This is a genomic window from Streptomyces sp. NPDC096193 (assembly GCF_040302905.1).
Lineage (GTDB): Bacteria > Actinomycetota > Actinomycetes > Streptomycetales > Streptomycetaceae > Streptomyces.
This window is the reverse complement of record NZ_JBEOSJ010000012.1, coordinates 67,154-90,193: the sequence shown is the minus strand read 5'-3', so window position 1 is coordinate 90,193 and position 23,040 is coordinate 67,154. Positions and strand designations below refer to the sequence as shown.

Annotated in this window: 22 protein-coding genes and 2 pseudogenes; 18 read left to right on the top strand and 6 right to left on the bottom strand. The window is 69.1% G+C overall.

Annotated features, from left to right (window positions below; genetic code table 11):
- Positions 1 to 29: 29 nt before the first annotated feature.
- Positions 30 to 405: pseudogene (locus ABTX78_RS19185) on the bottom strand (glyoxalase superfamily protein).
- 6 nt (positions 406 to 411) lie between these two features.
- Positions 412 to 771, bottom strand: a complete 360-nt coding sequence (locus ABTX78_RS19180) for an SgcJ/EcaC family oxidoreductase (RefSeq protein WP_352207953.1) — start codon at positions 769 to 771, stop codon at positions 412 to 414.
- 145 nt (positions 772 to 916) lie between these two features.
- Here ABTX78_RS19180 and ABTX78_RS19175 point away from each other — a divergent pair, with 145 nt between their 5' ends.
- From ABTX78_RS19175 to ABTX78_RS19165, 3 genes and pseudogenes are all read left to right on the top strand, one after another.
- Positions 917 to 1,537: a TetR/AcrR family transcriptional regulator gene (locus ABTX78_RS19175; protein WP_352207952.1), complete on the top strand. Its 621-nt coding sequence runs from the start codon at positions 917 to 919 to the stop codon at positions 1,535 to 1,537.
- 58 nt (positions 1,538 to 1,595) lie between these two features.
- Positions 1,596 to 2,249 (top strand): TetR family transcriptional regulator, encoded by a 654-nt coding sequence (locus ABTX78_RS19170; RefSeq protein WP_352207951.1) that lies wholly within the window; start codon positions 1,596 to 1,598, stop codon positions 2,247 to 2,249.
- A 392-nt stretch (positions 2,250 to 2,641) separates the two neighbouring features.
- Positions 2,642 to 3,796 (top strand): annotated as a pseudogene (locus tag ABTX78_RS19165) (FAD-dependent oxidoreductase).
- A gap of 89 nt (positions 3,797 to 3,885) precedes the next feature.
- Here ABTX78_RS19165 and ABTX78_RS19160 read toward each other — a convergent pair.
- Entirely contained in the window at positions 3,886 to 4,437 is a 552-nt protein-coding gene (locus tag ABTX78_RS19160) for an AAA family ATPase (RefSeq protein WP_352207950.1), read from the bottom strand.
- A gap of 179 nt (positions 4,438 to 4,616) precedes the next feature.
- Here ABTX78_RS19160 and ABTX78_RS19155 point away from each other — a divergent pair, with 179 nt between their 5' ends.
- Positions 4,617 to 5,201, top strand: a complete 585-nt coding sequence (locus ABTX78_RS19155; protein ID WP_352207949.1) for an HD domain-containing protein — start codon at positions 4,617 to 4,619, stop codon at positions 5,199 to 5,201.
- Positions 5,202 to 5,442: 241 nt separating this feature from the next.
- On the opposite strand, the gene ABTX78_RS19150 is transcribed toward ABTX78_RS19155, so the two are convergent.
- The 3 genes from ABTX78_RS19150 to ABTX78_RS19140 all read right to left on the bottom strand — a co-directional run bounded on the left by ABTX78_RS19150 (position 5,443) and on the right by ABTX78_RS19140 (position 7,826).
- Entirely contained in the window at positions 5,443 to 6,120 is a 678-nt protein-coding gene (locus ABTX78_RS19150) for a class F sortase (protein WP_352207948.1), read from the bottom strand.
- 102 nt (positions 6,121 to 6,222) lie between these two features.
- A complete protein-coding gene (locus ABTX78_RS19145; protein ID WP_352207947.1) occupies positions 6,223 to 6,714 on the bottom strand; it encodes a sortase in 492 nt (163 codons plus the stop codon).
- 608 nt (positions 6,715 to 7,322) lie between these two features.
- The gene (locus tag ABTX78_RS19140; protein WP_352207946.1) at positions 7,323 to 7,826 is read right to left on the bottom strand and encodes a GNAT family N-acetyltransferase; all 504 of its coding nucleotides are present in this window, start codon (positions 7,824 to 7,826) and stop codon (positions 7,323 to 7,325) included.
- Between the two features lie 533 nt (positions 7,827 to 8,359).
- Here ABTX78_RS19140 and ABTX78_RS19135 point away from each other — a divergent pair.
- The 14 genes from ABTX78_RS19135 to ABTX78_RS19070 all read left to right on the top strand — a co-directional run bounded on the left by ABTX78_RS19135 (position 8,360) and on the right by ABTX78_RS19070 (position 23,028).
- Positions 8,360 to 9,280, top strand: coding sequence for a fatty acid desaturase family protein (locus ABTX78_RS19135; protein WP_352207945.1), 921 nt, complete (start codon positions 8,360 to 8,362; stop codon positions 9,278 to 9,280).
- Positions 9,273 to 10,208 carry a class I SAM-dependent methyltransferase gene (locus ABTX78_RS19130; RefSeq protein WP_352207944.1) on the top strand — a complete coding sequence of 312 codons (936 nt, stop codon included), beginning with the start codon at positions 9,273 to 9,275 and terminating at the stop codon, positions 10,206 to 10,208. The genes ABTX78_RS19135 and ABTX78_RS19130 overlap by 8 nt, the downstream gene beginning before the upstream one ends.
- A 41-nt stretch (positions 10,209 to 10,249) precedes the next feature.
- A complete protein-coding gene (locus ABTX78_RS19125) occupies positions 10,250 to 11,188 on the top strand; it encodes a glycosyltransferase (RefSeq protein ID WP_352207943.1) in 939 nt (312 codons plus the stop codon).
- A gap of 97 nt (positions 11,189 to 11,285) precedes the next feature.
- Positions 11,286 to 12,536, top strand: coding sequence for a nucleotide sugar dehydrogenase (locus ABTX78_RS19120; protein ID WP_352207942.1), 1,251 nt, complete (start codon positions 11,286 to 11,288; stop codon positions 12,534 to 12,536).
- Entirely contained in the window at positions 12,533 to 13,486 is a 954-nt protein-coding gene (locus tag ABTX78_RS19115) for a sugar phosphate isomerase/epimerase family protein (protein ID WP_352207941.1), read from the top strand. The genes ABTX78_RS19120 and ABTX78_RS19115 overlap by 4 nt, the downstream gene beginning before the upstream one ends.
- Positions 13,473 to 14,672 (top strand): DegT/DnrJ/EryC1/StrS family aminotransferase, encoded by a 1,200-nt coding sequence (locus ABTX78_RS19110; protein WP_352207940.1) that lies wholly within the window; start codon positions 13,473 to 13,475, stop codon positions 14,670 to 14,672. The genes ABTX78_RS19115 and ABTX78_RS19110 overlap by 14 nt, the downstream gene beginning before the upstream one ends.
- Positions 14,669 to 15,709: an NAD-dependent epimerase/dehydratase family protein gene (locus ABTX78_RS19105; RefSeq protein WP_352207939.1), complete on the top strand. Its 1,041-nt coding sequence runs from the start codon at positions 14,669 to 14,671 to the stop codon at positions 15,707 to 15,709. Before ABTX78_RS19110 ends, ABTX78_RS19105 begins: the two co-directional genes overlap by 4 nt.
- On the top strand, positions 15,706 to 16,950 hold the full coding sequence (locus tag ABTX78_RS19100) for a DegT/DnrJ/EryC1/StrS family aminotransferase (protein ID WP_352207938.1): 1,245 nt from the start codon (positions 15,706 to 15,708) through the stop codon (positions 16,948 to 16,950). Before ABTX78_RS19105 ends, ABTX78_RS19100 begins: the two co-directional genes overlap by 4 nt.
- The gene (locus ABTX78_RS19095) at positions 16,943 to 17,881 is read left to right on the top strand and encodes a GNAT family N-acetyltransferase (protein WP_352207937.1); all 939 of its coding nucleotides are present in this window, start codon (positions 16,943 to 16,945) and stop codon (positions 17,879 to 17,881) included. Before ABTX78_RS19100 ends, ABTX78_RS19095 begins: the two co-directional genes overlap by 8 nt.
- Positions 17,878 to 18,564: a WbqC family protein gene (locus ABTX78_RS19090; RefSeq protein ID WP_352207936.1), complete on the top strand. Its 687-nt coding sequence runs from the start codon at positions 17,878 to 17,880 to the stop codon at positions 18,562 to 18,564. The genes ABTX78_RS19095 and ABTX78_RS19090 overlap by 4 nt, the downstream gene beginning before the upstream one ends.
- A complete protein-coding gene (locus tag ABTX78_RS19085) occupies positions 18,561 to 19,262 on the top strand; it encodes a PIG-L deacetylase family protein (protein ID WP_352207935.1) in 702 nt (233 codons plus the stop codon). Before ABTX78_RS19090 ends, ABTX78_RS19085 begins: the two co-directional genes overlap by 4 nt.
- 6 nt (positions 19,263 to 19,268) lie before the next feature.
- On the top strand, positions 19,269 to 20,723 hold the full coding sequence (locus ABTX78_RS19080; RefSeq protein WP_352207934.1) for an aldehyde dehydrogenase family protein: 1,455 nt from the start codon (positions 19,269 to 19,271) through the stop codon (positions 20,721 to 20,723).
- Positions 20,724 to 20,779: 56 nt separating this feature from the next.
- Complete coding sequence (locus ABTX78_RS19075) at positions 20,780 to 21,859, top strand: LLM class flavin-dependent oxidoreductase (protein WP_352207933.1); 1,080 nt, start codon at positions 20,780 to 20,782, stop codon at positions 21,857 to 21,859.
- The gene (locus ABTX78_RS19070; RefSeq protein WP_352207932.1) at positions 21,859 to 23,028 is read left to right on the top strand and encodes a LuxE/PaaK family acyltransferase; all 1,170 of its coding nucleotides are present in this window, start codon (positions 21,859 to 21,861) and stop codon (positions 23,026 to 23,028) included. Before ABTX78_RS19075 ends, ABTX78_RS19070 begins: the two co-directional genes overlap by 1 nt.
- Positions 23,029 to 23,040: the final 12 nt, after the last annotated feature.

The following is a 23,040-nucleotide window of genomic DNA, read 5'->3' as shown; positions in this document are numbered from 1 at the left end:
GCTTCCCTGCCGCGCGCTGCTGGCGAGTGTCATTCCGTCGGCGTGCCGATCCGAAGCCGGTTGCGGTCAAGATCGCGCAGCTCAATCTCACGCGCCGAACGGAGCGTCCTTCGCCTGCACACCGAACTCGGAGGCGATGGCCTCGACATCACGAACGCGGAGGTAGACCAACGTGTCGGATCGGGCATCACCCTTGTGCTCCGACAAGAACAACCGCACCCCGCCCCGGGCGACCTCGACGAACGCGGGAAGCCCCGATTCGAAGCGGTGTTCCCACTGCTTGGCGAAGCCCAGTCGCTCATACCACGCGACCGCCGCCGCAGCGTCCTCGACGCGAAGAATGGGAATGACTTCCTCGTCCTTGGCGCCATCGTCGCAGACCGCCCAGGGCGAACGTTGCCTGATGCGGCACTAGGTCATGATCCTGGAGACGTGGTACTGGCGGATCCGCCAGGTCCCGCCGTCCCGCTGGAGGGTCAGCGACATGTGCACCGGAGCGACCCAGCCTCCGTCACCGCGGAAGGTGACGTCCGCGAACCCTCCGGCCACCTCGTCGCCGATCTCGTAGGTGTGGAGGACCGTCACGTCGGCGCTGCGGTCGCGCGCGACGGCGTCGTAGTAGCCCCGTACGGACTCGCGGCCGGAGAGGACTTCGGGTCCGAAGCCCTGGAAGAGGGCGTCGGAGGTGAAGAGGTCGGCCATGACGTCTGGCTGGTGCCCGTCGAAGGCGGACTTCCAGCGCCGCAGTACCTCGTGCATCGGGTTGCTCATCGGAGTGGCTCCTGCTTCTCGTGGGACGGGTGGGTGGTGTCATCCACGCTCTGCCTGGCGACTACTCCGCGCAATGAGTGTCACCCTGTGTATTCGTAGTCGACCGGTCTATTAAAACTAGACGAGCGGTCGTATACTTGCAAGCATGGGACGCACGAGCGACGCCAAAGAGAAGATCATCAGTGCCGCGCAGACACTCATCGAGCTGCGCGGATACTCGGCGTTGGGTGTGGCCGAGATCTGTACGACCGCTGGGGTGCCCAAGGGCAGCTTTTATTACTTCTTCGAGTCCAAGGAGGCCCTGGCCTTGGCGGTCATCGACGAGCACTGGGCCGCTCAGCAGCGCGACTGGACCCGCATCCTGGACAGCGATGCCGAGCCGCTTCAGCGGCTGCGCCGGCTCTTCCAGGAGACCGAGGCCGCTCAGCTCGCCGGTCAGCAGACCTGCGGCACCGTCTCCGGATGCCTCTTCGGCAATCTCACCTTGGAGATGAGCAACCAGACCGAGGCCATTCGCAAGCGCCTGCAGGAGATCTTCGACGCCCAGGTCGACATGGTCGAGACGGTCGTCGCCGAGGCCTTCGAGCGGGGCGAGGTCGCCGTCGCCGACACGCGTGACGCTGCTCGGTCCGTCGTTGCGCAGCTCGAAGGACAGGTGCTGTTCGCCAAGCTCTACAACAACACCTCCCGGCTGAGCGTCCTCTGGGGGAACTGCCTGGCCCTGCTGGGCGCTCGGGTCCCGCAGGAGGAAGCAGCCCGCGCGTAACGTGCCGGGCGGAACCCGATGGGACGCCTCGGCCCGGCTGGTGGGCCGGGGGAGAGTGATGGAGATCGTGCGGGGTGCGGATGACTTCCCGGCCGAACTCGCGGCCCGGTACGGCTTCGTCAAGCGGGTCCTCGAGTCTGCTGCCGTGTTGTTCGACCGGGACGGTTTCGAGGTGGCGTCGTTGTCGACGATCAGTGCTCGGGCGGGGGTGAGCAGCGGTGCGCTGCATTTTCATTTCTCCAACAAGGCGGCGCTGGCTGATGCGGTGGGGCGGGAAGCGGCGCTGCGCTTGGAGGTGAGTACCGGCCGGGAGGCGGGTGGCGCGTTGCAGGTGTCGATCGATGCGACACATGCGCTGGTACGGGCTCTGGATCACGATGCTGTGCTGCGGGCCGGGTTCGGATTGAGTGACGGCGCGGGGCTGCGCGTGATGTGGCAGCAGTGGGTGGAGGACGTTTTGCGGCGGGCGGAGGGGGAGGGGGCGCGGGGGCGGTCGGTGGGTGATGCGGTCACCGCGGTGGTGGCGGTGACGGCGGGTCTGGAGACGTTGGGCCGGCAGGATCCGCAGTGGCTGTCGCAGACTCCGTTGACCCGGTTCTGGGCACTGCTGCTGCCTCGGCTTGCTGCTGCCTCGTGTCTCGCGTCGCTGGTGGCGTCCGGCACCTGCACGCCCAGCGCCCCTGCCGCCGCGGTGGTGTCCGCCCCGCACTGACCCCCTGCACCGTTCGCGCGCCTCGCAGCCGACGACGGAAGCACTCGACCGCGTACTGGAGCGGGCCCCGCTGCGAACGCTTCCCGGACGTCCCTTGCCAGTGGTCGACGTCGGCGCGCGATGACCAGCCAGGCGCGGGAGTCGAACCAGAATCCGTCGACTGCACCGTGTGCGTCCAGCGCCGCTCGAAGCCGCTGCACTGCGCGCTCGGTGGACGCGGCAACAGCCCCCGCCGAGCCCGCGTAGCGGACGGCGGTCCTCTCATCGATGTCGGTGATCCGTCGGGCGACTCCGGTCGACGTTCGGTTCGCAGGCAAGCCGTCCCCATGCCGTCGTTCCGGTTTGGTGACGGGGGGCGACCGGCTTGGTTCGGGGCCGTACGTTGCATTGGCATGAGACCCCGTATCGCCGTGATCGGCAGCGGCCCCGCCGGCCTTACCTTTGCCTGCGTCCTGCACCGGCATGGTCACCCTGTCACCGTCTTCGAACGCGATCCGGCCCGCGATGCCCGCCCCGCGGGCGGGACGCTGGACCTGCACGAGGGGCTGGGCCAACTGGCGCTGGAGAAGGCGGGGGTGCTGGAGGAGTTCCAGGCGCTGTCCCGTCCCGAGGGGCAGGCCATGCGCATCCTGGACACGGACGGGACCGTCCTCCGCGACTGGCAACCTCATCCGGGTGAGCGGGCCAATCCCGAGATCGACCGCGGGCAACTCCGCGACCTGCTGCTCGGGCCTGTGGACGTGCAGTGGGGGCGGCTCGTGACGGAGGTGGTGCCGGAGAGCCGGGACGGCGTAGTCGTCCATTTCGAGGACGGGCGACAGGAGACGTTCGACCTCGTGATCGGCGCGGACGGTGCCTGGTCCCGGGTCCGCCCCACCGTCTCGTCCGTGGCGCCGCAGTACACCGGCGTCACCCTGGTCGAGACGTCCCTGGACGATGTCGACACCCGCCACCCCGATCTCGCCCGGCTGGTCGGTGACGGTTCCGTGGCTGTGTACGGCGTGAACCGCGCGCTCGTCGCCCAGCGCAACAGCGGCGGCCACGTCAAGGTGTACGCCCAGTTCCGCGTGCCGCCGGACTGGCACGCGAACCCGGACCGGCATGTGGGCCCGAACCAGGGCGCGGACCTGGGGCCGGCCGACGTCGAGGGCGTGCGATCGAGCCTGCTGTCCATGTTCGACGGCTGGGCCGCTCCCGTACTCGCCGCCACGGCACAGCTTTCGTCCACCGTCCCCTCTACACACTTCCCGCGTCCCACACCTGGGCCCACGTCTCCGGGGTGACGCTGCTGGGCGACGCCGCCCACCTGATGCCTCCGTTGGGGGCGGGCGCGAACCCTCGCGATGCTGGAAGGCGCCGAACTCGCCGAGTCCATCGCCGCCTCCCCCGGCCCACAGGATCTGGACAAGGCCGTACGTGCCTTCGAGGAACAGATGTGGGCGCGGGCCGGCACGTGGGCGAACATCACGATCACTGGTCTGGAACGCCTCGTGAGCCCGGACCCCTCCGAAGCCCTCGCCCTCTTCGACGACGTCCAGACTCCCTGAAAGCCGCGCGCCAGGGCCTGTTTCGCGCCGCCCCCCGGGCGGCCGCCCAGGGCGGGGTACGACAGGTTCCCTCTGCAGCCTGACTGCGGTCAGTTCACCATGGCATGGCGGGGCGCTGCGTGGACAAGACGATCGGCGGTCTGTTCGGGTGTCAGTGCTGCGGTGTCGAACCACCAGCCGACGGCGCCGAATTCGCGCTTCATGTCGGCGTCGAGGGCTTCGTAGCCGTCGAAATCGAACCGATCTTCCGGATCCCTGATGGTGTTGCGGTACCGGCAGACCTCGATGCCTGGTGTGAGCACAACGAACAAGACCCGGCGAGGTGTGAGGAGATCGAGGAAGAAGTCCAGCTTCTCACGTGAGGCGATCATGGCGTCGATCAGTGGCGTGAAGCCGGCGTCGGCGAAGTTGTTCGCCAGCGTGCACAGATTGCGGTGCAACAACTCCACTTGCCGCGCCGCTTCGTCCGCGGGCTCACCCAGAGCCCAGACGAAGCCACTGACGATCATTCTGTTGAGTTCATCGCCGTCGAGCCGCGCGGAACGAGGCAGCCGCTCAGCGGCCAACCTGGTCACGGTTGATTTCCCGGCCCCCGGCATGCCTGTCACCAGCACGCAGTCCGGCGCCGCAACAGTGGTCACTCCGACATCGTCCCAGTGGGCCCAGGGTGTCGGCAATCGTATGTTCCCAGCTGTTCTGTCGCTGCTGAAGAGTCTGGTTTGCTGGGCCTGTCGGGCGGGCGACCACGACCTGGCGTGCTGAAGGGGGTTGGGACTTCGTCATGTTGAGGGTTTTCGAGGCAGCGGGGGGATGGCCGTCCGTGCGCGAGCGATGGGTGCGACAGATCGCGGATCCGGACCTCGTGTTGCTGGATGAGGCGGTCGAGTTCGCCGTGCGGTGGCACGGAAACCAGACCCGGCCGGCGGGTGAACCCTATGTCGAGCATCTACTCGAGGCCGTATGCGTGCTGGTCGAGGCGGTGGGAACGACCGACATCGATGTGTTGCGGGCCGCCGTGCTGCACGATGTCGTGGAGGACACGGAGTGTTCTCCGGAGGAAGTGCGGGAGCGCTTCGGTGACCGCGTCGCGGTCCTGGTCGACTGGGTCACCAAGCCCGCGCCGACGGAGGGACAGACGCGCGAGGAAGCCCGGGCGGCTTATCTGGCACGCCTGCAACACGCCCCGGACGGTGCTCTGTTGGTGAAACTGGCGGACCGGCTGAGCAATGTGCAGCGGCTGGACACTCATCCCCGGCCGGCGAAGCGCCGTTCGTACTACCAGGAGACGGTGCGCTCCATCGTTCCGCTCGCCCAGTCCCACCCGTGGTTCCGCCAGTGGTATGCGGTCTGGCGGGAGACGTTCGGCCATCTCGCCGTCGATGGTGCCCACGCACGCCCTCAGTGACACGCACGGCACCTGCGGCTCCCGGGGCCCTGCGCCGCCGATCCGCGGCAACGTACGTTCACAGGGCGGCGATCGCACTGCGCAAGCGCGCCGCCAGGGCGACCCTTCGTCCAGGGTCGTGGCCTGCCCGGTACCGCGGGTTCGCCATGAGCGCCCAGTGTCCTGAGTCGGGAACTCGGTGGCGGGTATCGCGGCCGGGGCCGGATGCACCGGGGAGCCCCTGCATCCCCGGGCCGGACGTTCAGTTCTCCGGTTCGAGCGTGGCGTAGACGACGACGTTGCCCTGATATCCGGTGCCCTTGGAGTAGTCGCCACCACAGGTGATCACCCGCAGTTCCGGCCGGCCGGAGTTGCCGTAGACCTTGTCGTCGGGGAAGTCCGCCTTGTCGTGGACCTCCACCGCGTCGACGGTGAAGACGGCGGTGCGCCGGTCCTCCCGTACGACCTCGATGGTGTCGCCCTGCTCGAGTGCACCGAGCCGGTAGAAGACGCCGGGCCCGAGCGGGGTGTCCACGTGCCCGGCCGCCACGGCCGTGCCCACCGCGCCGGGGGCCGTTCCGTCGGCGTACCAGCCGGCCATGCCGGGGCTGTCGGCGGGCGGCGTCTGCAGCGTTCCTTCGCCGTCCAACTTCAGGGGCATCATGGGTGCGTCCACGCCGATCTCGGGAATCAGGAGCCGTACGGGATCCGCCGGGGGCAGGTGGCGTACGGCAGAGGGGTCGGGCGCGTGGCGGAGTGCGGGCTGCGCGGACGAGGGCCGGGCGTGGGCGGACGAAGGCTGTGGGGGATGGTCGTCGCGCAGCCCATTGGCCACCAGCAAGGCCCCGATGATCGCGGTGCAGGCGAGCAGCTTGAACGAGGGGCCCCCGGGTGACGGTGCGTCGGTGTCGGCGTCGCTCGTCCTCGGGCAGTCGTGCATCGGTGCGGGCCTTTGCTGGGTAGCGGAGCGGGCAGCGGCGGGGGTGGGGAAACCCTGCGGGCCCCCGCACCGTTGCGGTGCCGGGGGCCCGCGGGACGACTGTCAGACCCGGACCCCGGTAGGGTGGCGGCGCGCCCTGACCACCCCGGCGACGACCGCTCCGGAGAGCAGCAGGCTACCGACGGCGAGCTGACTGCCCTTGTCCCCGGGGTCGCCGAAGCCGGCGTCGAGCGCACCGCTGGGGCGGTCGGCGATGCTGTATTCGGCAGTGGCCTTGGTCCGTGGCGGGCACTTGAGAGTGACGGTGTCGGTGCCGGATTCGGCGTCCTCGGGAACCTGGAACTCACCCACCAGGACGCCCTTGCGGTCTCCCTCGAGGAGGTGGAACTTCCCGCCCGCGTCCGACTCGCCCTTGCCGTAGATCTCCTTGCCGCAGGCGGTGGTGGTGACGGTGACCGTGGTGCCCGGTGATGCTTGCTCCGGGCTGATACGGACTTCCCCGTCGCTTTCCCCGGCCGCCGCGGCAACCGGCGCGGACAGTGCGAGGACGCCGACGACCAGGGCGGCCCTGAGACCGGCACGTGCGATGCGCATGTTTCCTCCAGGTGACCAGCGTCCGGGCTGTCTGCGCGGCGCCTGTGGTGTGCTGCGTGCACGAGCCAACCGACAGTCCGTGATCACTGCAATGCGACACGTCGACGCATCTGTCACTCAGTCAGTCTTACAACCGCCCTCCTTTCGGCGTTTCCGCAGGTCGGCGCAGTGGGAACACCGCGTCGAACGCGACGGCAGGGTGTGAGCGAACGGCCTAAGGGATCCTCACAAAGGGTTGGACGTGTCGCTGGGCCATGAGGCAGGTGGCGCGGTCGAGGCAGGTTTCGTGGATGTCGTCGCCAGGTTCCCAGCGGTTGCGTGCGCGGCGGACTCCGTGCAGCCGGGCGGTGGCGTGTTCGACGCCCCAGCGGCTGTGGCCGCCGGCGTCCGGCCCGCAGGAACCGGCGACCGGGGTGCCAGACGCCGAGTCCGGAGCCGTGCGGGACACCAGGGCGGGCGGCCGTCCCGGCCCTTCCCCGCCCTGTAGACCCTCGATGCGGTCGACCGGGCGACCATGCACATGATCAGGGTCATCCGCATCTCGGAGCGCGGCAGCGTCCCGGCCCGGCAGAAGCGGCCGGGGCGGGCGACCGGGATGGACGGGCGGCTCAGAGCTCCTTGCGCATGCTGGCGCGCGGCCACCTGTCCAGACCGTGTGCGGCCTCCGCAGCCCTGATCTCGCGGAGGCCGGGCGTCAGCTCCGCCTCGGGCACGAGCCGGAATCCGAGCTTCTCGTAGTACGGCCCGTTCCACACCACCTCGGTGAAGGTGGTGAGGGTCAGGGCCGGCGCTCCCTGCGCCCTGGCCCATTCGCCGGCGTGCTCGATGAGGGCCTTCCCGATCCTCCTCCCGGCATGGTCGGGGTGTACGGACACCTGCTCGACATGTCCGTTGCCGTCCACCAGCTCCGCGATCAGGTAGGCGACAGGCAGGTCGTCGTCGTCCGCCCACACCCAGGCGCGGCCGTCCTGTGCGTACGAGCCGAGGACCTTGAGCGACGGTGGTTCGTCCTCGGCGATCGCGGCCATGCCGATGTCGGCGAAACACTTCCCGGCGGCGCGCTCAATGTCCTGAAGCTGCGTCAGCTCCGCCGCTGTGGCTAACCGGATCACGGCTCTCCTTCGTCCTGTCCAGTGGTCGTTGGGAGGCACAGTACCCAACGGCGCAGGTGGTTCCGCCGTGTCAGCATGTCAGCTCTTAGACAGTGGACAAAAAAGTAGTGGCCGAGCCTGTGCGGAGCGTTGCGGCTGTGCTTCACTTCTTCCAGACCTGAATCCGGGGGGAAATGTTGGGGGAGTTTTTCACGTCTGTGGTCTCTACCGAGGTGCCCTGAGCTCATAGGGGCCCGCGGTGCAGAGATAGCAGGCGCTCGTACGGGTGTGGGCGGAGCCCATTGTTCCGCACCCGGTGCATGCCTGTGCCTGAAAACCTGACGACGGCGCGCGAGCGGATCGTGTTTCTGTGATCTGCCGGACAGGCTCGGGATGAATTGGGGAAGTTGCCGTGCGTGCGGATCGATGCTTCGGTCCGCTCAACAGGCCTAGGACTAACCGGGGAATCAGTTATGGAGTCAGCAAGAGGCGAGACTCGGGGGAGAGGGAATCCCGGATCCCCGCACTTACCGTCGATCGTCTCCGAGGACGGGGTGCGGTGGGTCGACTACCGCAAGACATTGCGTCCGCGCTTCGGGATCGTGTGGCGCGACATCGGTCTGTGCTATCTGTTCCTGGCTGTCGGCGTCCTCGTCGTCGCGCTCGCGCCAACGTCGTGGCCCGTCTGGGCAGATGTCCTGCTGGTGGCGACCGCGGCCTGCTGGACCGGCTTCTGGCTGCACTCGCTGTTCCTCTTCGGCCACGAGGCGGCGCACTCCAACCTGGCGCCACGCCGCAGGACCAACGACAGCCTGGGCGACTGGTTCGTGTGGATCCTCTACGGGTCCACCACCGTCAACTACCGCTATACGCACATGGCCCACCACGCGCACCTGGGCGACCACGAGGACACGGAGACCACCTACCACTTGTGCCTTTCCGTGCTGAACATGCTCAAGGCGGTCACCGGGATCCATGTGCTGGAGGTCCTGCTGCGCAAGCGAGAGCTCAGTGAGCCGCGCAAGAAGTCCAGCCGTACAACCAGCGGACTGCTGGCGTCGTTGCGCTCGTTCGCCGTGCACGCGGCGATCCTGGCCGGGCTCGTCGTCGCCGGTGCGTACCTCGGGGCGCTGACCTGGATCATCGCTGTCGGCGCCGTGTTCCCGCTCCTCGCGACCATCCGGACGATCGTCGAACACCGCCACCTCGACGCCCCGTGCGACGTCGATTTCTCGGTGGAACTGCACGGCCCGGTGAACCGCATGTTCGGTACGGGGCCGGTGTCGCGCACCTTCGGCTCGGCCGGCTTCAACCAGCACCTGCTGCATCACTGGGACCCGGCGATCTCTTACACCCGCTTCGCGGATATGGCGCTGTTCTTCTTGCGCACCCCGCTTGCCGCCGACATGGAGGCAAGCCGCACCGGATACGGCGCGGCCGTCAGGACGCTGATAACGGAGGCTCGTCGTGGCTGAAACATTGATGGCCTGCCCCGTATGCGGGGAGACCGCCGTCGAGTTGTTCGCCAAGGCGTACGACAAGGAGTACTTCACCAGCGACGAGGAGTACAGCTATGCGCTCTGTCCGTCGTGCACCGCTGTCTATCTGGATTCCCCGCCGGCAGACCGCCTCGATTTCATCTATCCGACCAACTACTATTCGTACGGCGGAATCGTAGAGTCGACGACTTTCACCGAGCGGATCAAGGAGAAGCTCGACGGCCGCATGCTGTCGAAGGTGCTGAAGGGAATTCCCGGCGAAAAGCTGAGGGTCCTCGACGTCGGCGGCGGGTCCGGCTGGCTGCTCACCAATGTGCGCCGGGTGGACGACCGTGTGGTGGAGACCCATGAGGTCGACCTCCAGGCCGCGGCCGCGCCGCTTGCCGAGGCGGCGGGCCATGTCTACCACTGCATGCCCATCGAGGAGTTCACCTCCGACGAGCCCTTCGACCTGATCCTGATGATGAGCATCATCGAGCACGTGCCCGATCCGCGGAAGGTCATGGCCACCATGGCGGGACTCCTCTCGGAGGACGGTGTGCTCCTGATGAAGACGCCGAACACCGCCACTGTCGACGCCCGCATCTTCCGGCACCGCAACTGGGGCGGGCTGCACTGTCCCCGGCACTTCGTGCTGTTCACCGAGCCAGGTCTCGCCCGGCTCGGCTCCCAGGTGGGCCTCACCAAGTCCGACAGCTACTACACGCAGGGCGCGCCCCAGTGGGCGATCAGTGTCATGGCGTGGCTCAGCGACCGGGGCTGGATCAAGGTCAGCCGGGAGAAGCCGGCCTATACGAACTGGGTGTACGAGCCGCTGACCGCGTTCTTCGCCGGAGTGGACTTCCTGCGCGCCCGGTTCGCCCCCACCGCCCAGATGATGATCAGTTTCAAGCGGTCCCGCTGATGACGGAGAGCGCCAGAAGCGACCACGACCCTAGGGAAGTCATGAGCCGGACACTCGACGAGCAGCTGACCGACACCGCCGACGGCGTGGACCTCAGCTTCGTCATCCCCATGTACAACGAGGAGGACATCGCCAGGGAGGCCGTGGAGCGGGCGGTGAAGGCCGGCAAGAACTGGGGCCGCTCCTTCGAGGTGCTCGCGGTGGACGACGGCAGCACGGACTCCACGGCCCGTGTTCTCGCCGAACTGCGCGCCACGACACCGGAGTTCCGGTGGGTGCAGCTCCGTCCCAACTGCGGGCAGCCCGCGTCCAGCAAGGCGGGCATGATCGCCGCGCGCGGAGCGATGGTGTGTGTGCTCGACGCCGACATGCAGACGCCCCCCGAGGAGGTGTCGCGGCTGGTCGCGGCCCTCGAACACGCGGGCCCGGAGGTCGCCGCGGTGTTCGGTGTGACCTCCACCCGCAAGCGCGACGATCCCACCCGGCTGCTGGTCGGCCAAGCGGTGTTCTACTTCCTGGAGACCCGGTTCGGCCGGCACCCGATTCCGCACGGTGCGAGTTCCTTCTTCGTGATGCGTCAGGACGTCGCCCGCCGGCTGGGCCACCTGACGTTCACGAAGGGCAACGTCGGAGCGATCATGGCCGCGCTCGGTCTCGAGATGCGCACGGTCACGTACGTCAAACCCAAGAGCTACCGGGACGACTCCCGGCTGGGTTTGCGCGGTCATGTCGAGGAGGCCGTGGGTTCGCTGGCCCTGACCGGGGTGCTGAGCCGCTTCGGCCTGGTGGGCGGGGTGCTCGCCAGCCTGGCCGGCGCCCGCACCGTATCGCGAGCCGCGCGAACGGCCGCCGCCGTGACGGCGGCGGTGTCGCTGGGGTCGGTGGTCGCTGCCGCGCGGTTCAACCGGCGCTCACTGCAGGTGGCCACCAAGGCGCTGCCGATCTTCGAAGGCGAAGCGGCGGCCCCCGAGCAGATCTGAGCATCAGTTCCATCCAGTCCTTCCACCATCGGACAGTGCCGTCGGCATGTCCTGGTCCGAGTGCTGCCACAACGGCTTACGACGAAAGGAGGGGAACGTGCGAGTCGCGGCTATCGGGCAGGGATACGTGGGTTTGCCGCTTTCCATCGCCATAGCGTCCTCCGGTCACACCTTGTACGCGGTCGAGATCGATCCGGTCCGGTTCGACTCACTGCGGGCGTGCCGGTCGTACATCGTCGACGTCGCCGACGAGGAACTGCGCAGGGAGACCGCGAGCGGGCGCTATGTGCCGGTGTCCGACCTGGCCGACGTGCCGGAGGTCGATGTCTATCTGATCTCCACGCCCACTCCGCTCACCGAGGACAAGACACCTGATCTGACGTATGTCGACAGGGCGTTGGCGCAGATAGCCGCCGTTGCCGCGCCGGGTGCGCTCATCGTGATCGAGTCGACGGTCTACCCCGGCGCCCTGCGCAGGCACGTCGCGCCCCTCTTTGAGCGGCTCTCCGGCCTCACGTCGGGTGTCGACGTGTTCTTCGCCTACAGCCCGGACCGGGTCGACCCCGGACGCGAGGGCGTGCTCGGCGATGTACCCAAGCTGGTGTCGGGGCTCGGCGAGCAGGCCCTCGAAGCGATCCGGAGCTTCTACGGCACGGTCTTCAAGGAGGTCGTGCCGGTCTCCAGCTGCGAGGTGGCGGAGTTCACCAAGCTGCTCGAGAACACCTTCCGCTACCTGAACATCGCCTTCGTCAATGAGCTGAGCAAGGCGACGTCGGAGATGGACATCAGCCTGCGCGAGGTGATCTCCGCGGCGTCGACCAAGCCGTTCGGGTTCATGCCCTTCCACCACGGCCCCGGCGTCGGCGGGCACTGTCTGCCCAACAATGTGCACTACCTCAACCACGCGCTGAACTCGGCCGGACACAAGAGCGCACTGCTCCATGCGGCGGCCGAGATCAACGACTCGATGCCACGCCATGTGATGCAGCGGCTGTCCGCGTCGCTGGAGCAGCAGGGCAAGACCCTGGACGGCGCCACTGTGCTCATCCTCGGCGTCGCCTTCAAGTCGGGCGTTGCCGATTCGCGCAACTCACCCGCGTTCGCCATCGGCGCCGAACTCGTCAGCATGGGCACCACGGTCAAGGTCACCGACCCGTGGCTGGGCATCGACATGGACGCGGACGCTTTCACCGCCGTCGAACTCACCGCGGCCGAGTGCCGCGCGGCCGACGCCGTGCTGCTGGTCACGGACCACCAGGAGATCGACTACGAGACGGTGCTCGCCTCGGCGAACCTGATCTTCGACTGCCGGGGCATGCTCAACGCGGCGGAGGTCGAGCAGTTGTGACCAGCGCCCCGGCGACGCTGCGGCTCACCTTCGACGGGCTGCGGCGCGAGCAGATCGAAACGCGCTGGGCCCGCGAACTCGGTGGCCTCGAGGCGTACGTCTTCGACGGCTGCGACATCGAGAACGAGGACCAGTGGCGCGTGCTCGGCGCGAACCTGCGCCACGCGTCCGACGTCGGCGCCCGGCGGCTGACCCTGCACTTCCCGACGGAGAACGCCGACTGGGTCGGCGACCGCGCCGTGTACGACAGACTCCGCCGGTTCTGCGACCTGGCCGCAGACGTGGGTGCGCTCGGTGTCGTCCTGCACGCGAACCAGTTCGTCCAGCTGGCCGACTGGCCTGCATTCGATCTGCCCGGCGCGCGGGCCAGGGTTGTGGAGCGGGTCGCCGAACTCGACGAGTATCTCGGCGACTCGCCGGTGTGGATCGGCATGGAGAACATGCCCGTCATCGGTGCGCAGGGCATCGACTTCGACTCGGTCTTCGTACGGCCGGCCGACTTCGAGCCCCTCGCCGAACTGGGCTCGGACCGGGTCGGGGTGACCTGGGACGTATGCCACTGGGCGGTGTCGTACACGACGCTGACCGCGATGGCGCGACTGGAGCAACGCCCGGACCCGGTGGGCCCGTTCGACCTCCCGGCGCTGCCCGTCAGGCATCTGCACTTCGCGTCATTCTCCGGACATGCCATGCCGACCTGGCCCGACCAGTGCGTCGAAGGCGTGCCGCCGCAGCACGGCGACATCGCGCCCGACCTGCTCGCCGGCATGCTCGCCGTCGCACTCGACGCGGCAGCCTCCCACAGCGACGAGGTCGGAGTCGTCTTCGAGGTGCAGGAGGACGACTACGAGGACCGAAAGAACTGCTGGGTGACCTACGAATGGCTGTCCTCCGTCCCCGGCCTCGCCGAGCGGGTCGACTGCGGGGGGAGGGGCGATGACCGAGGCTGACCTGCCCTACGCCCGCCCCCACTGGGACGCCGAGGAAGCGCACGCCCTGATGGCGACGTTGGAGTCCGGGTTCTGGACCAACGGCAGCCAGGTGGCGCGCTTCGAGGAGGAACTGGAGCGGCTCACCGGCGCCCCCACGGTCACCCTGTCCAGCGGGACCAGCGCGGTGTTCGCGCTGCTGCACGCACTGGGGCGCGCAGTGACCGGGCCCAAGCTCCTGGTGTCGCCGACACTCAACTTCGCCGCCGGACCGGCGTCGGCCCGACTGCTCGGCTGGGACGTCGCGCTCTGCGACGTCTCCCCGGAGGACCTCACCCTCTGTCCCGAGAGTCTCGGTGAGCTGCTGGAGCGGGTGCACGGCGACTACGCCAGGATCGTGGTTTTGCCGGTGCACTACGCCGGCCACTGCGCGGACATGGTCGCGCTGACGGCGCGGTGCGAGCGCTACGGAGCGGATCTCGTCGAGGACGCCTGCCACGCGGTCGGGGGCACCTACGACGGCGTACGCCCGGTGGGATCGTGGCCGGCATCGGTCGCCGCGTACTTCAGCTTCCACCCGACCAAGCCGATCGCCGCCGGAGAAGGCGGCGCGGTCAGTACGACGGACGCGGGCCTGCTGCGGCAGCTGCGCCTGGCGCGCAACCACAACATGGCGCCGGTGGAGGAACACATGGGCGACCACGGTCCCTGGCCGTACACCATCGAGGCACCGGGGATGAATCTGCGCCTGTCGGAGTTCAACGCGGCGGTCGGAGCGGTGCAGGCGGGCAGGGCGGAGGAGTCCCGGCTCGCGCGTGCCCGGCTCGCCGCGCGCTATCACGATGCCCTGGACGGTCTGCCCTACGTACGGGCCGTGCCCGAGGGGCGACGTGCCGGATCCGCGCACCACCTGTTTCCCGTGGTGTTCGACGTCGAGGGCCTCGGCCTGTCCAAGAAGGACCTGCTGGCCGCGTTCTTCGACCGGCGGATCAGGTGCCAGGTGCACTACACACCCCTGCACCGGCTGCCCGCGTTCGCGGAGAACGAGCCGAGGCTGACGACGGACTTCAAGGCCATGGATGCCGCCTTCCCCGGACTGGTCTCGCTGCCGCTGTGGCGCGGGATGACCGATGACGACTGCGACCGGGTCATCGGTGTCGTCACCGACATCGTGCACGGGTCGACTCAACCGAGGGGCAGGTCATGAGCAATCAGCACACCGCGCCGCGCACTCTGATCACTGGCGGCTTCGGTTTTCTGGCGACCTGGGTCGCCGCCGGCCTGGTCCGGTCGGGACACCGGGTGGTCCTGGTCGACAACCGCGAGCCGGAGGGCACCCCCGCCTGGCTGTCCGGGCTGCTCGGCCACTCGGGCGTCGAGACCGGCAAAGCCGACATCACCGAGCGCGGGTCGCTCGACCGGTTCGGTGAGGCCGACTACGTCGTGCACGCCGCCGCCCTCCTGGGCGTGAACAAGGTCCGCAGCGCACCCCGGGAGACCCTGCGGGTCAACATCGACGGCACCGCCGTCGCTCTGGACTACGCCGCCCGCAACCCGAACATGCGCCGCTTCCTGCTGCTGAGTACCAGTGAGGTGTACGGCAGCGACGCCAAGGGCGCCGAGGAGGGCGAGTGGCTGTCGGTCCGTTCCGACGACCCGCGCTGGTCCTACGCCGTCAGCAAGGTCACCGCCGAGTCGATGACCGCGGCCTGGGGTACCGAGGACGGCCTGCCCTTCTCGATCGTGCGGCCGTTCAACGTGTACGGCCCGCTGCGGACCGGCGCGTACGCCGTCGGAGTCCTGGCGGCTCAGGCCGTGGCCGGGCAGCCGATCACGGTGCACGGCGATGGCTCGCAGTCGCGGGCGTGGTGCCACGCCGAGGACTTCGCCGCCGGTCTGATCCGCTGCCTGCACGCGCCCGAGGCGGCCGGTGAGGCTTTCAACATCGGTGACGAGACGAACGACGTGACCGTGTCCGAACTCGCGACGCTGACCCGTGAACTCAGCGGCACCGGGGCCGAGATCCGGCACATCGCGCACACCGGCCCGGACATCCAGTCGCGCAAGCCCGACCTGACGAAGGCCCGCACCCTGCTGGGTTACCGGCCGGCGCGTGACTTCGAGGCAGGACTGCGGGAGACGATCGAGTGGGTGCGCGGTGGCTGCGGAGAGGTCCCGCTGCGCCTGGAGCGCACCGACTGGCCGCAGTGGACGGCCGACGCGGTGGGTGAACGTCAGCCGTGATCCACGACCAGGCAGAGTCCGACCAGGCGGAGTCCGACCTGTGGTACGCGCCGGTGCCGCGGCGTCCGGTCGGCTACCTCCACCCGTCCCGTATGACCGCGGGTCGCCTTGCCGCGACGGCGCGCGCCGCCGCGAGGCCCCAATACGCGAGGGCGGGCCTCGCCGCGCGGCTGCGCGAGCAGGCGGGACGGGACCGGTGCGTGCTGACCGCCACCGGTAGGGCCGCGCTCGAACTCGCCGTGCGGCAGACCGGTGCTGCCGAGGTCGTGCTGTCGACCTTCAACTGCCCCGCGGTGGCGGACGCCGTACTCGCGGCGGGCGCCCGGCCTGTGCTGGTCGACGCCGACGCCGCTGACGGGCCCGCGTTCGACTCGGTGGACCTGAGCGGTCGCGCCGTCGTGCTCACCAACGCCCTCGGGCTGAACGAGTGGTGCCACGCGGGCCGTATCGAGACGCTCGGCGGCACCGTGGTGCTCGATCTGGCCCAGGCCGGCGTCTCGCCCCGGGTGCTGGGCCGGTTCCGCCGGACGAACTGCCCCATCGTGCTGAGCTTCGGCGAGGGCAAACAACTCGGCGGTATCGGCGGGGGAGCCCTCCTGACCTCGGCTCCTGTCGCCGACCCCGGAACACTGCGACGGCGAGGCGCACTGGCCCCGCTGCGACGGGCGGTGGGATCGCGGCTGATGGCACACGCGCCCGGCCCGGCCCGCGCGGCCCTCCAGCGTGCGCAGTCCCGTACGCCGGGCTGGTCGCACACGAAGGCCGACCATCTGCCGGCCGAGGTGGGCACCGTCCGCCAAGACTCCCCGTCCCGCTGGGAAGTGGCCGCGGCGGCCGCACTGTGGGAGACCTCCGCGGAGGCAGCCGACGAGGCCGCGGCCACCCACGAGCGAGTCCGCACGATGGTCACCGGAGAGCTGACGACCTGTGCGCCGGTCGCCGCGGACCCCGATCTGGGGCCGGGGATCGAGCTGCTGTTCCGGCGTCCCGGTCAGCGGTTCCGGTTCGCGTCCGCACTGGCGGAGCACGGGGTGTCCAGCACCTGGAACTACTACCCGCTGCACAAGCTCGCTCCCTACGCGGACTTCGCGGCCGGTGCGATGGACCGCGCGGAATCCCTGTGGCCGCGCGTGCTGACGGTGGCCAAGCAGCCGCAGCCGCGGCTCACCGCCCGACTGCTGGGCAGGGCGATCATCGCGGCCGACCGGTCGGTGCGGGACCAGGAGGCGCACCGTGACTGATCTGCGGGAGAGGCACACCGTTTCGGTGGTGGCGGAGTCCGCCTGGGACGCACGGCTGGCCGAGTCGCGCGAGGAGCTGCCGTTCGCTCGCAGGCGCTGGCTCACACTCGGGCTGGCGGACGCGCCGGACTTCCGGTTCGTGCCGACGGCGGTGGGCTGGGGACGGGCCGGGGAGGTGCTGCTGCCGCTGTGCGTGAAAGGCCGACGGGCACAGATCGGCTGCTTCGGCTACGGCTCGGTGGCCGTGTCCGCAAACTGGCGGGGGGAGCTGCCCGGCTTCGGCGAGCTGGCCGAGACCGTATGCCGGGAACAGGGGCTGACCCATCTGTCGACCCTGCTGCCGCCCGAGGGCGCCTGCCCGGGCCTGGAGCGGCAGCTCGGACACTGGCCCACCGGGCCCGGCGGCAGCACCTACCTCCTCGATCTCACCCCAGGGGCCGACGCGGTGTGGAAAGCCGCCAGGGGCAGCTCCCGTACGGCAGTGCGCCGGGCGGGTACGCAGGGCCTCGTGGCGTCGGCCGCGGTGCCCGAGCAGCGGGCCGACCTGGTGCGGTTGCGGCACCAGACGCTGGAACGCAACGGCGTCCGGTCGGCCGCGACCGCGGCCGACCTGGACTTTCTCGCCGACGGCGACCACCACACCGTCACCACCGTGGCCTCCGACGGTGAAGGAGTGCAGGCCGCATCGGTGTTCGCGGTGGGCGGGGCGGGCGCGTTCCACCTTCTGCAGCTGACCTCCGAGCGGGGCCGGCAGCTCAACGCCGGTCATCTGGCGTTCTGGTCGGCGCTCACGGCGCTCGCCGACCGCGGTATCGGCACGGTCGACCTCGGGGCGGCGGCCGGCGACGGCCAGGAGAGGTTCAAGGCGGGCTGGGGGGCGTACGCGGCCGTCGCCCGTGTCGTCGAGTGGCCGAAGGGGGAGTCACGGTGATCATCAGCGCGCACCAGCCCGCCTACCTGCCGTGGCTCGGCTACTTCGCCAAGATCGCCAGAGCGGATCTGTTCGTCCTGCACGACCGCAGCCGGATCGGCCGGCGCAACATGCTCAACCGCAACAGGATCGGCGGCCCGGGCGGCGACCTGCTCCTGACCATTCCCCTCGCCCACGAGGACCTGCGGGCCGAACGGCCCATCGACGAGGTGCGCCTGGCCGACGACGGCTGGCGTCGCAGGCACTGGAAGGCCGTCCAGATGGCCTACCGCCGTGCGCCCCACTTCCGGGCCCACGCCGAGTTCCTGGAGTCCTACTACGCCACGGAGTTCACCACGCTCAACGAGGTGTGCCTCCCGTTCATCGACTACTGCCTGGAGCATCTGAAGATCGACAGTCCGGTGCACCGGATCTCACAACTGGACCTGCCGGCGTTCGACCGTCAGACGATCATTCCGCTGCTGTGCAAGCGGTTCGGCGCCGACGCGTTCGTCGCGGGACCCCAGGCGGTCAACTACCTGGACACGGACGGCCTGGACGGCATCCGGATCGAGTACTTCCACTACGCGCACCCGGTGTATCCGCAGGCGGGCAACGGCTTCCACTCGCATCTGTCGGTGCTGGACCTGTTGATGAACTGCGGACCGGAGAGCGCCGACATCGTCAGGGGGACCCCCGTATGAGCACGGTGCTCGCCGTTGTCGCGCACCCCGACGACGAAGTCATCGGCCCCGGCGGCACGCTGGCCCGGCACGCGAAGGCCGGCGACGAGGTGCACGTACTGATCCTCGCCGAGGGCAAGACGTCACGGGCGGACGATCCCGACCCCGAGGGCAGCGCGGTGCTGTCGGCCGGGGAGACGGCCGCGTCCTGCGCGGTCCTGGGCGCCGCCGGGGTGCACCGGCTCGACCTCGCCGACAACCAGCTCGACACATATCCGTTGCTCACCCTGGCGCAGCGGGTCGGCGACGTGGTCGAACGGCTTGCCCCGCACACCGTCTACACCCACCACAGCGGCGACCTCAACATCGACCACGAACTCACCGCCCGCGCCTGCATGATCGCGTGCCGGCCGCATGTGAGTCCGGTGCGCTGGCTGCTCGGCTTCTCCACCCTGTCGGCCACCGACGCGGGCTACGCGGGACGCCAACCGTTCGTGCCCGCCCTCTACAGCGACATCAGCGACACGCTTGCGCTCAAGCTCGACGCGATGCGCTGCTACGCCTCGGAGCTGCGGGACTTCCCGCACCCGCGCTCACTGAAGGCCATCGGTCTGCAGGCCGAACTGTTCGGCGCACACGCCGACACCGCCGCGGCGGAGGCCTTCAGCGTGCTGCGCGGGACCTGGGACACACACATCAGCCAGTCGAAGGAGGTGTGACCGCTCGTGACCGGTCACGTGGTACTGCCGGCGCCGACGAAGGTGAAGGCCCACCCGTTCATGGTGTGGGGTGAGCGCATCGAGCCCGACGGCGACCCCCGCATCCTCGAATTCCCCAACGGCGCGAAGTCAGCCGTCCCGCGGCTGACCCCGGCGCTCGTCGAACGGCTGGAAAACCCGCCGACCGACCTCGCCGAGACCCCGTTGCAGGAGATCGTCGCCTACCTCAACCGCATCGGCCACCTCTGGAACAACGAGGAGTACGCCCGCCGCAGGCTCTACGTCCGCGAACTCAAGCGGATGCACGGCTACTCCCAGCAGATGGCCGACGCCGAGGCCGACCTGATCTCGGCGACCCTGCGCGCGCACGCGCAGTTGCACGACATGGTGGCCGTCGAGCTCGGCCACCGGCAGATCATGGACCGCTGGATCCCCCGCGAGGACGCCGAGGTGCGCGCCTATCCGCGGGGCCGCAGCGTCCACATCCTGCCCGGCAACGTTCCGTACTCGACCACGGTCTCCCTGATCCGCGCGCTCCTGACCAAGAACACCTCGGTGCTGAAGTACGCCGCCGGCGAGCCCGCCACCGCCGTCGCGCTGGCCCAGAGCTTCACCGACATCGACCCCACGCATCCGGTGACGAGGTCCGTGAGCGCGGTGTTCTGGGAGCGGGACAGCGACCTCGGCCGGCAGCTGATCGGCAGCGCCGACGTCATCTGCGCCTGGGGCGGGGCCGAGGCCGTGAACGCGGCCTACCGGAACTGCTCGTCCGAGGCGATCGTCGTGCCCTACGGCCCGCGGCGCAGCTTCACCGTCGTCGGCAAGGACGCCGACATGGCGAGGGCCACCCGTGGCGTTGCCCATGACGCGTCGATGTACGAGCAGCGCGCCTGTTTCTCCACCCACCAGGTGTTCACCGACGCCGAGCCCGAGGAGTTCGCCGACCAGCTGCAGAAGGAGCTGGAGCGCTACGAGGAGATGCTGCCGCGTACCTCGGTGACCGCCGACGAGGCCGCGCAGGCAGCGATGGAGGTCACCGCCCAGCAGTTCCTCGGGCAGCGCGTCCGCACCGGCTCCTGGGGCTCGATCCTGATCACCGAACCGGACACCGTCAGCGAACTCCCGAGCGCCCGCACGGTGTTCGTGCACCCCGTGGCCGACCTGGCCGAGGTCTCCCAGTGGGTCGACCCGACGGTGCAGACCATCGGCCTCGCTCCCTGGTCGCTGCACGAACAGCTGCGCCACGAGCTCGCCCGGCGCGGCGCCTGTCGGTTCGTCGAGGCGGGCCTGTCTCCCTTCTTCCGGCTCGGCGGCTCGCACGACGGCCTCCAGCCGCTCCAGATGATGACCCGCATGGTCGCCGTCGAGGCCCCGAGGCTCAACTACGGCAAGGGCATGGTCGTCCCCATCGACCAGTCCGAGTTCCTGGAGCACCGGCGCCTGCGCGACCTGCTCATGTGACGGCCTCCGGCCGACCGCCAAGTTTCCCAAACCGCACCACACAGAGGAGAAATCTGATGGACGTAGGCGTGATGCTGACGACGGCCCACCCCGACCACTGGACCGAGACGGAGGTCTTCGACTACTCGATCGACTTCGCCGTCGAGGCCGACAAGATCGGCTACCAGTCGGCGTGGCTGCTGGAGCACCACTTCACCCGCTACGGTCTGTGCCCCAACACGCTCACCATGGCGGGCTATGTCCTCGGCAAGACCAAGCAGATCAAGGTCGGTACCGCGGTGGTCATCCTGCCGCTCGACCATCCGATCCGTATCGCCGAGCAGACCAACATGCTCGACCAGCTCAGCCACGGCCGGTTCATCCTGGGCGTGGGCCGCGGTTACTTCCCGAAGGACTTCGAGGCCTTCGGCATCGACCCGGCCAAGTCGCACACCCTGCAGACCGAGTACGTCGACATCATCCGCAGCATCTGGGAGACCGGCAGCGCCAAGTGGGAGGGCCAGGAGATCACGCTCCCCGACGTGACGCCGTTCCCCACCCAGTACACCAAGCCGAGCCCGCCGATGTACGGCGTGGGTCAGTCGCCGTCGACGATCGAGTGGGCCGCCTCGCGCGGTATTCCGCTGATCATGCCAGCCATCGGTGCGTACGAGGCGATGCGCGGGATCATCGACCTCTACAACGAGACCGCTGACAGCCACGGCATCGACCCCACCACCGTGCCGCACGCCCTGTGCACCGTCGCCCACGTGGCCGAGACCACGCAGAAGGCGCACGACGAGATCTGGAAGCACATGTGCTGGTGGGAGCAGGAGCACGACGACGCCGCGTTCACCATGGAGCAGCTCCAGAAGCTGCCCAACTACCGGTTCCAGTACGGCGAGTGGCAGGCCGCCGCACTCCGGGGCGACCGCACCAACGCCGACTTCACCAACTACATGCTGGAGAACAGCATCGTGGGCAGCGTGGAGGAGTGTGTGGACCGCCTCGGCCGCACCATGGAGGTCACCGGGGTGCGCAACTTCCAGCTCGGCGTGGAGGCCACCCTCAACCGCGACCGGATCCTCGAGAACATGAACATGTTCGCCGAGGAAGTCCTGCCGCGTATCGGCTGGAAGCCGAGCGAGGACGCCTGATGGTCACCCGGACCGATGCCGGGCACCCGCTGTCCGGCGTGCTGATCGGCACCGAGTTCGCCGAACTCGACCGGCTGATCTTCGAGGACGACGACTGGTGGTCGATGGCGAGCGCGGACCAGGCCGCGCTGCGCCATCGGCTCATCACCGCGGCCGTCGCCCATCATCTGGAGCACAACGCGGACTACCGCAGGTTCGCCGAGGCGCGAGGGTTCGCCGTCGCCGACCTCGACGAGCCCGCTGGGCTGCTTGACGTGCCGCAGTTCCCCACCCGGATGTTCAAGCGCGTCGACGTCCGCAGCGTGCCGGCGCTGGACTGCGACGTCTTCAAGTCCAGCGGCACCAGCGGGACCCGCAGCATGGTCTGGCGTGACGAGCCGTCGCTGGAGCGGCTGGCGGGTTCGCTGCGCCCCGAGGGCGACATCTGGGTCGACCTCTACGGCGACATCGACCTCGACGACGACGGCGAGATGTTCCACCTCGGGCCCAACCGGCGCGAGGCGGACGGCGTGTGGATCAGCTACATCATGACGCTGGTCGAGATGTTCGCCTCCACCCGCTCGTACGTCAGTGAGGGCGTGCTGCGCCTTCACGATGTCGTGCGGGACCTGGAGGGCGCGCTGGCCGACGGCCGGTTCGTGTGCGTGGCGGGCCCTCCGGTGTTCGTGGCGGCGCTGCTGCGGCACATGTCGGACAACAGTGTGAAGCTGTCCGCCGGCGACCGGATGGCGGTGATCACCGGCGGCGGCTGGAAGAAGGACGAGTCCAGCCGGCTCGACCCGGCACAGCTGCGGTCCCTTGCCGTGGACACCTTCGGGCTGGATTCGCAGTCGCAGGTGCGTGATGTGTTCAACCAGGTCGAGCTGAACACCGCGTTCATCGAGTGCGAGCACCACCGCAAGCACGTCCCGCCGTGGGTCGAGGTCATCGTCCGCGACCCGCGTGATCTGTCCCCGGTGCCCGACGGGCAGACGGGCCTGATGTCCTACCTGGACCCGACGGCGCGCAGCTACCCGTGCTTCCTGCTGGCGGAGGACTTCGGATCCGCCCAGACCGATGTCTGCCCCTGCGGGCGAGGCGGCACCACGGTCGAGATCCACCGCAGGATGCGCACGTCCACCCACCACGGCTGTGCGCTGCGCCTGGCCGAGACGGTGCGGACCACCTGACGAGCACGACAC